The following is a 1,222-nucleotide window of genomic DNA, read 5'->3' on the forward strand; positions in this document are numbered from 1 at the left end:
AGGATCAGCTCTGAAGTAGGTCTATGTGTTGTGTCGGCGCTGAGAACGGCGTAGCACACATAACGCAAAACGATTTCGCCATCCCGTAGACAAGCAGCCATCTTGCGGTTGGTGTAAACACCGCCACCGGGAGCAACTAAACCAGGGTTTTCGCAAACGATACCAGCAACCGCATCAGTAACGATACAGCTAGCATTGCTGGAGATAAAATTCACAGCATCAAGGCGCTTGTTGCCATCAGCAATAAATCCCTTTAGAGCATCTAAATCACCACCGCCAACAAATCCACCTTTGGCATCGGCAGCAACTACGGCTTTTGAAAAAGCGTCTAGCATTAAAATCTCCTTATCAATAACAAGGACTTAATTAAAATTATTGGTCTTGTCGTTCATGAATTGACTAACCAATTTAGACGATAAAAGCTGTTTGACACTCTAGTCCCATTTATGAGAAACAAAGCAACAAAACATTACAAAAATTTCCGTCTAGCGGTCTAATTGTATACTTTTGTATCAATAATCTTTTAAGTGTTTGGTTAAGTGCTAAACAGTATCGTCAAGATCAGGGTCAATACCTGCTGCTCGTAGCTGCTCAGCCAACCGAGCCGCTCTTGCTAAAGCAGCTTGAGTTCGTTGGCGCTCCTGCTCCACTATAGACTCTGCTTCTTCAGCACGTTGTCGCTCTTGTTCAGCTCTTTCCCTTTCTAGTAAAGCTCGTTCATCACCAATCAACAACAGATTTCCTTGTTCATCCCACCACCTTAGCCATAGTTGAGTTTGATTCTGATAACTTCCTTGCCATAAGCCTAGTTCTACACCCAACGGTGAAATAGAATAATGCCCTCGTTCATTAGGGGTTAATTTCTGATAAAACCCACTGATCAAGGTATAGACTTCAAGAGAGCCGTTGTTTATTTGATAAATACCATAGTAGGGAATTCGGATAATTTGCTCATACACCCAAAACTTCCCTGGCTTAGTTACTTCTCCTTGAGTCGAGAGGGATAATGGGGTTTTGTCCCGTTCTTCCTCGCCATTGCCACTGGCGAATTCTAATGCAATTAATGGTGCTATATGTTCCCGCCACACCACATAGGAGCGACGAATTTTACCATCTAGCTGAGGAGGGACATTGGGCACATAGAACCAATCAGGCGCTTCGGCTCCTTTTTCAGGTGGGTCAGTTTCTCGCCAGTAGATACCACAGTCTTGCCCAATGGCAA

2 protein-coding genes are annotated in these 1,222 nt (G+C 44.1%); both read right to left on the bottom strand.

Annotated features, from left to right (window positions below):
- A partial coding sequence (locus F6K20_RS39140; protein ID WP_502708940.1) for a bilin-binding protein occupies positions 1–335 on the bottom strand: 335 nt, incomplete at its 3' end.
- A 207-nt stretch (positions 336–542) separates the two neighbouring features.
- Positions 543–1,222: Uma2 family endonuclease (locus F6K20_RS39145; RefSeq protein WP_287298551.1), on the bottom strand; the 680-nt coding region annotated here is incomplete at its 5' end.

Origin of the sequence: Moorena sp. SIO2C4, assembly GCF_010672485.1 — a bacterium.
GTDB lineage: Bacteria > Cyanobacteriota > Cyanobacteriia > Cyanobacteriales > Coleofasciculaceae > Moorena > Moorena producens.